Raw genomic sequence first — 6,730 nt, 5'->3', positions numbered from 1 at the left:
GGCTTGTGATTTCGCCTCGCTCATAACCATTCTTCCAGATTCTCCCTTGTAAATCCTTTAAGGCGGTTGACTTGCGATCGATATCGATGAGGTGCTCAAAGTACATCCTGATGGCATTCGTTGGCGTCAGTCCAGCATCTTTCGTCCTCTTGCGAAGATTGATGCTGTCTGATGATGAATCGGCATCCCACTCTTGTTCTGCTGACTCGAGGAGATGTGCAAATTTGATATCATTCCTGTGCTCAGTCAGGAAGCTGGAGAGTGATTGCCTGGCATAGGGAAATAAAACCTCGCTGACGAAACTCACAGGGCACGTCGTCCCTTCGATGTCGAGAAGCAAATGGGTGATGGTCATGATTTCTAGGCCCTCGACCAATTGAGTTGAACCTCGAGCAGAAACTCAAGAATCTCGAGATGACGTTCGGCGTCGGCAAGTGTTCTCCCCCAGGCATACAAGCCATGCCCTGATACAAGAATCCCGTGGGATTGCGCAGGAAGGTGAGGCAAGAAGGCCTCCACCAACTCGTCCATGCATTGATTGTTGGCCACCACCGGAATATCGATTCGGGTCGCATGGGTTGTCACCCCTTCCAATCCCTTCAGCATTTCCCACCCCTCCACGGAAAGCTGACCGTTCGCTTGATGGTTTCGAGACAGCACCGTGGCCGGAATGGAGTGCGTGTGCAGCACTGCACCGGCATCGGTCTGCTCAACGACTGCCTGATGCAAGGCAGCTTCGGCGCTGACCCGTCCGCTGCCTTCCACGACCTCTTGAACTTCGTTGACCACGATCAGGTCATCAACCTCCAGTCGACCTTTATCCACTCCGCTGGGGGCCATCAGCAGCAGCAGTGGTTTCCTCTGTTGCACAACACTGAAATTGCCACCGGTGCCATCGCACCACCGCCGTTGATGCAGGCGTCGTGTCGTGCGAATCAGGGCAGACCTGATGCAGTTGCCGTCTTCCACTGGAAGCACCTCCTCCATCTTCTATACAGGAAACAGCCGCAGCTCTCCATTGACGCTTCCCCCCAGCCTTCGATGGACGGGAGATCATCTGGAGCTGCTGGATCAGCGTCGGCTGCCGCAAGAGGTTTGCTTTCTGCAATTACGTCACTGGCAGCACGTGGCCGAAGCCATCGCCACCATGGCGGTGAGAGGAGCCCCTGCCATCGGTGTTGCGGCGGCGTGGGGAGTCGTGCTGGCGGCCCAGGCCGGTGAGGATCTTGATGTGGCCGTCACGGTGCTCAAGTCCTCCCGCCCAACTGCGGTGAATCTCGGCTGGGCTCTGGAGCGGATGCGAACATCTGCGGCCGCCAAGGATCCCGTGGATCCACAAGCGCTGGCGGCGCTGGCAGCCGCTCTGGAAGCGGATGATCGCGCCCGCACACAGACCTTGGTGGACCATGGCGTTGGGCTTCTGAAGCCAGGAAGCCGCGTGCTTCACCACTGCCACACCGGGGCGATCGCCACCGCAGGGGTCGGCACTGCGCTGGGGGTGATCGCTGCGGGGCATGCGCGAGGGGTGGTGCGTCATGCCTGGCTGGATGAAACGCGGCCCCGTCTCCAGGGCGCGGCGTTGTCGGCCTGGGAACTGGGGTGTCTTGGGGTGCCCTGCACCGTGATTGTTGATGGTGCCAGTGGTCTTCTGATGCGACGCCAGGAGGTGGACGCGGTGCTTGTGGGATGCGACCGCGTGGCGGCCAATGGTGATGTTGCCAACAAGGTGGGGACCTACAACCTCGCCCTGGTGGCCCGGGCCCATGGCATTCCCTTTTACGTCTGTGCTCCCAGTAGCAGCATGGATCTCACCACACCCGATGGTGATGCCATCCCCATTGAGGAACGCCCGGAGGAGGAGATCACCCAGCACCGGGGCCAACGGCTGGCGGCACCGGGGGCGAAGGCCTGGAATCCCGCCTTCGACATCACTCCGGCCCATCTGGTCACGGCCTTGATCTCGGAGTTCGGCGTGATTTGCGCGCCCTATCGCGACGCCTTGCAAGCCTTGCCCCTGGATCGTCAGCTCTGACAGGTCGGGCACCAGTGGGTGCTTCGTCCTGACAACTTGTCCCGTTGAATCGGCGTGCCACAGCGCCGACAGGGCTCGCCTCCGCGGCGATACACCCAGGCCTGACCGCCGTAATTGCCGTTGACACCCTCCAGATCTCGGAAATCGCTGAACGTGGTGCCGCCGGCACCAATGCTGGCGGTGAGCACATCCACCAGGGACGAACGCAACCGCTCCAGCTGAGCAAGCGTGAGCCGTCCGGCTGGGGTGAGTGGTGGGATGCCTGCTGAAAACAAACTTTCATCGGCGTAGATGTTGCCGACACCGGCGACCAAGGCCTGATCCAGCAGTGCCGTTTTGATCGGGCGGCTGCTGTTCTTGAGGCGCTGTTTCAAATAAGCAGCGCTGAACTGCTCACTGAATGGTTCCGGTCCCAGGCGTGAGAGGCCCGGAATGCCGACGGTGAGCTCCACGTCGGGGGGAACCCACCACATTTCCCCGAAGCTCCGCACATCAACGAACCGCAGTTCGTCTCCGTTGGCGTTCCAGAAACGCACGCGGGTGTGGGTGCAGGGATCGCTGGGCTGCTCAATCCACTGGAACTGCCCGGTCATGCGCAGGTGAACGCCCCAGACACCGCGGTCTGGCTCCAGCGCTGCCATCAAGTACTTACCGCGACGGCTCCAGGTGCCGACTCTTGCTCCCGTGAGGCCAGACGTAAAGACGTCAACCCCACCAGGGCTGGCGATGGCTCGGGGGCGGCAGACCTCCAGGCGCTCAATTTCAAACAAAGAAAGACGGTCCGCCAGACCTCGACGAACCGTCTCGACTTCAGGGAGTTCGGGCAATGGCCTCAGGCCAGCTCGAGCTCAGCTTCGGAGAAGTTGTTGGTGTTCACACCACCGTCTGTGCCGTCGATGCCGGTGTAGTTGACCTTCTCAAAACGCACGACGACCGGGTAACGGATGCCGGATGTGTCGATCGATGCAACGGTGCCGACTTCGTTGAACCAGTAGGACTCTGGACGTCTGATGCGCACCTTGGCTCCGCGGGAGATCGCCATCGCTGGGCATGAAAGGGACTCGATTGGGAGCGTATCGCCTGGACTGGGACATGAACCGCCTGCGTCACAGAATGTCGTCCCGCCGCTCTGTGTGCTGCCCTTGACCAGTTCTGTTGTGCCTGAACCCCCCGCATTGCAGCTGGATCTGCCGGATCCGGACCGGGATGACATCAGCACGATGGAGTTCCTGGCCCGGTTGGAACAGGCCTGGGCGGTGTGTGATCGCTTTGATCTGCAGACGGAGATCTGGCGTGGCCGCATTCTCAAATCGGTCCGTGATCGGGAAAAACGCGGTGGCGAGGGCCGTGGTGCCGGCTTTCTCCAGTGGCTGCGGGAGCGGGAGATCAGCAAGACCCGTGCCTACGGACTGATCCAGCTGGCGGAATCGGCTGAAACCATGTTCAGCGAGGGGGTTCTGGAGGAATCCAGCGTCAACCAGTTCTCCAAGCGCGCCTTCATGGAAACGGCTCAGGCGGCCCCTGAGGTTCAGCTGATGATCTCGGAAGCAGCCAATGAAGGGCAGGACATCACCCGCAAGCAGGTGCGTCGGCTGACCGATGAATTCACCGCGGCCACAAGTCCGCTGCTGCCTGAGGAGATCCGCCAGCGCACCCAGGAGAATCTGCTGCCGCCCAGGGCGGTGGCTCCACTGGTGCGTGAGCTGGCCAAGCTGCCGGAGCCCCAGCAGGAGGATCTGCGCAAGGTGCTGCGGGATGAGCCTGAACTGGATCGGATCAAGGACGTCACCAGCACGGCCCGCTGGATCACCAAGGCCACGGAGTCCGGTGTGGCTGTCCGGGCGTTTCAGCAGGGAGAACTGGATCTGGAGAAGGCAATGCAGGAAGCGCAGCGTCTGGATGCTCTGGGGCTGCTGGCGGATGCCGTGGGGCAGGCCCAGGCCCTCGAGGCTGCTGTGCTGAAGCTGCACACCTCCTGGCGACGGCTTGGAGGGCTTCAAGAACGGCTGTGGGTGGAAAGCGGCAGCAGCACGCCCTATCTCAGGGATGTGCTGAATGCCCTGCAGTCCCTCAGCGGTGCCACGTTGCGGGTGTCTCTCGGAGAGTTGGCCGGAGGGAAGAACGTGCGATTGCAGCTGGTGGAGGAAGCCCCGGATCAGTTGGAACCACCTCCCCTGGCCTGACGCCAGATGTTGTGGCCGTTACGCTGGGGCCACTAGATCTGGTGGTTGTGGATTCGCTTGAGACCGCTCTCCACACCCATTTCGGTTGGTCTCGTTTCCGGGCGGGTCAGCGCCCCGTGGTGGAAGCCGTCCTGAGCGGACGGGACGCGCTGGCTGTGCTGCCCACCGGAGGGGGAAAATCACTCTGCTACCAGCTTCCTGCTCTGATCAGAGAGGGGCTGGTGGTGGTGATCTCACCCCTGGTGGCACTGATGGAGGATCAGGTCCTCCAGCTGAGCCGACGCGGCATCGCTGCCGCCTGCCTCCATGCCGGCCTGGATCCAGGCCGACGTCAGCAGGCGATGGCGGCGCTGCGGGATGAAAGCCTCCGGCTGCTGTATCTGGCCCCGGAGCGCCTGCAGGGAGAGGCGACCCAACGCATGCTGGAGACCCATGCCGCCGAGGGGCGCCTCGTGGCTCTGGCCGTGGATGAAGCCCATTGCATCAGCGCCTGGGGCCACGATTTCAGGCCCGACTACCGCCGTCTCGGTCTGATTCGCCGCCTGTGTCCCGGCGTGCCCATGTTGGCGCTGAGTGCCACGGCTGCACCTCGTGTACGGGCCGACATCCTGCGGCTGCTGGACCTGCGGAGTCCGTTGGTGCAGGTGAGCTCCGCTCGGCGGGAGAACCTCCGTTATGCCATGCAGCGTCGGCCGCGGGATCCAATGCCTCAGGCGCTGGATGCCCTGGAACAGTCCCGTGGTGCCGCGTTGATCTACGCCCGCACCCGTCGATCCGTGGAGCATTGGGCGGAGCGCCTGCAGAGCCAGTCCGTGGCGGCTACTCCGTATCACGCTGGTCTTGATCCGGCCACGCGTCAGACCGCACTGACGCAGTTCCTGGAGCAAGAGAGGCCTGTCCTGGTGGCCACGGTGGCCTTTGGCATGGGTGTCGATCGCGGTGATGTGGGTCTGGTATTGCATCTGGACCTGCCCGCTACACCGGAGGGATATCTCCAGGAGTCCGGCAGGGCCGGGCGGGACGGTCTGCCGGCCCGCTGTCTGGTGCTCTTTTCCCCGGGAGATCGCACCAGTCTTGGCTGGGCGATGCAGGCGGCCGCCGGACGGGGGGGCAACCCTGATGAGCGGCATCGCTTGGATCTGGCCCAGCAGCAATTGCGACGGATGGAGGCGGTGGCTGAAGGAGAGATGTGTCGTGAGCAGGCATTGCTGCTGGCGGTGGGCGAGCTGGTGGGTCCCTGCGGGCGCTGTGATCGATGCTGCTCCTCACCCAAGCGAAGGGATTGGTCACGCCAGGCCACAACGCTGTTGACGCATCTGGTTGATCTCGATGGCACCGATATGCGCCGTCTCGGCGAGCACCTGGCTCTCCACGAAACCGGTCAGGGGGAGCGCTGGACCTGGTTGGCTCGGCGTCTTGTTCAGGAAGAGCTCATCCGTGAAAGCAACGACGGCGTCCAGCGGCTGCAGCTGCGGGACAGCGGTCGCCGTTACCTGGAGCGACCTTGGCCTCTCGATTTCGCCGCCTGAATCAGGCCCTGGCCTGACAGCGGTCCTTGATCAGATCCTTCTCAAAACTACTCTTGGGTGAAGCCCATGTCTTCCAGCTGCCATCAGCGCCGGTGGCATTCAGTTTTTTGGCGTCGCAGTTCACCGCCAGATAGAGCGCCTGGCCTTCAGCATTCAGGCTCGGCACCACCTGGCTGCCTCCCATGGGCTGCCAGTTAGCCCAATCCACCTGCAGTGGGCCATAGGTGCGCCAGTCAGCGCCCTTGGCCACAACGGTGGCGGCTTGCGGCTGAGCCTTTGGTTTGCTGTTGATCCTGGCCTGCGTTGATGTGCTGGTGGGTTGGGGTTGAGGCTTGACCTTTGGCTTGGGCTTTGCCATGGCCACGGGCTCCGCCTTGGCCATGGGTTGTTCCGGCGCTGTCAGGTACAGCCTGGTGCCCACAGTCACCTTGTTAGGATCGCTGATAGGATTGATGTCGATCAGGGTGGCAACGGGCAGTTCGTAAGCCCTGGCGATCTGGGTGAGGGTCTGCCCGCGCCCAACGGTGTGCTCCCTGGCGCCTGGGGTCACCTGGATCGGTGCCGGCTTCGGCTTGGGTTGAGCGATCACGGCATTGCTGGGCAGCTTCAGGGTCTGTCCGAGCTCCACATGGTTGGCGTCGCGCAGGCCGTTCACGAGCATCAGATCCCTGCTGCTGACCCGGTAGCGGGCCGCGATGTCGTCCAGGGTGTCTCCCCGTTGAACCCTGTGGCGCCCTGGGCCAGCACTCACCCGCGGTCCAGGAACCTCAAGGCGGCTGCCGGCTTCCACGTGATCGGCATTGCGCAGTCCGTTCTGTCGCATGAGCTGGCGGGTGCTCACGCCGTAGCGATCAGCGATGTCGGAGAGCGTCTCACCCGATTGCACAGTGATCGTTGCGGCCGTCGCCGACAGCGGGAGAAGAGCCGTCAGTACGAGTACTCCAAGCCCTTTGCAGCCCATGCAACTCCAGCAATTGCTCGAAAGA

8 protein-coding genes (1 of these 8 running past the window's edge) are annotated in these 6,730 nt (G+C 62.6%); 3 read left to right on the top strand and 5 right to left on the bottom strand.

Annotated features, from left to right (window positions below):
• Nucleotides 1–355, bottom strand: the 5' end (the start) of a protein-coding gene (gene mtnC / locus SynA1528_RS10100) for an acireductone synthase (RefSeq protein ID WP_186586645.1). The gene continues 383 nt to the left of window position 1, outside the view; only the first 355 of its 738 coding nucleotides appear in the window; it begins with the start codon at nt 353–355; the stop codon falls past the left edge of the window.
• A 5-nt stretch (nt 356–360) separates the two neighbouring features.
• On the bottom strand, nt 361–987 hold the full coding sequence (gene mtnB / locus SynA1528_RS10095) for a methylthioribulose 1-phosphate dehydratase (protein WP_186586644.1): 627 nt from the start codon (nt 985–987) through the stop codon (nt 361–363).
• A 31-nt stretch (nt 988–1,018) separates the two neighbouring features.
• Between mtnB and mtnA the strand changes: the two genes are divergently transcribed.
• Nucleotides 1,019–2,032 carry an S-methyl-5-thioribose-1-phosphate isomerase gene (mtnA, locus tag SynA1528_RS10090; RefSeq protein ID WP_186588397.1) on the top strand — a complete coding sequence of 338 codons (1,014 nt, stop codon included), beginning with the start codon at nt 1,019–1,021 and terminating at the stop codon, nt 2,030–2,032.
• On the opposite strand, the gene SynA1528_RS10085 is transcribed toward mtnA, so the two are convergent.
• Nucleotides 2,023–2,859 (bottom strand): DNA-formamidopyrimidine glycosylase, encoded by an 837-nt coding sequence (locus tag SynA1528_RS10085; protein WP_186586643.1) that lies wholly within the window; start codon nt 2,857–2,859, stop codon nt 2,023–2,025. The two genes, mtnA and SynA1528_RS10085, sit on opposite strands and share 10 nt — an antisense overlap.
• A 5-nt stretch (nt 2,860–2,864) precedes the next feature.
• Complete coding sequence (locus tag SynA1528_RS10080) at nt 2,865–3,074, bottom strand: photosystem I reaction center subunit IV (protein ID WP_186586642.1); 210 nt, start codon at nt 3,072–3,074, stop codon at nt 2,865–2,867.
• Nucleotides 3,075–3,174: 100 nt separating this feature from the next.
• Between SynA1528_RS10080 and SynA1528_RS10075 the strand changes: the two genes are divergently transcribed.
• Together SynA1528_RS10075 and SynA1528_RS10070 are read left to right on the top strand one after the other, a co-directional pair.
• A complete protein-coding gene (locus SynA1528_RS10075; protein WP_186586641.1) occupies nt 3,175–4,215 on the top strand; it encodes a hypothetical protein in 1,041 nt (346 codons plus the stop codon).
• Between the two features lie 47 nt (nt 4,216–4,262).
• Nucleotides 4,263–5,744 (top strand): RecQ family ATP-dependent DNA helicase, encoded by a 1,482-nt coding sequence (locus SynA1528_RS10070; protein ID WP_186588396.1) that lies wholly within the window; start codon nt 4,263–4,265, stop codon nt 5,742–5,744.
• Nucleotide 5,745: 1 nt separating this feature from the next.
• Here SynA1528_RS10070 and SynA1528_RS10065 read toward each other — a convergent pair whose 3' ends face one another.
• Complete coding sequence (locus tag SynA1528_RS10065) at nt 5,746–6,705, bottom strand: LysM peptidoglycan-binding domain-containing protein (RefSeq protein ID WP_186586640.1); 960 nt, start codon at nt 6,703–6,705, stop codon at nt 5,746–5,748.
• Nucleotides 6,706–6,730 lie beyond the last annotated feature (25 nt).

It is taken from the genome of Synechococcus sp. A15-28, assembly GCF_014280175.1.
Classification (GTDB): domain Bacteria; phylum Cyanobacteriota; class Cyanobacteriia; order PCC-6307; family Cyanobiaceae; genus Parasynechococcus.
The sequence above is the reverse complement of the archived record's forward strand: the minus strand, read 5'-3'. Positions and strand labels throughout refer to the sequence as shown.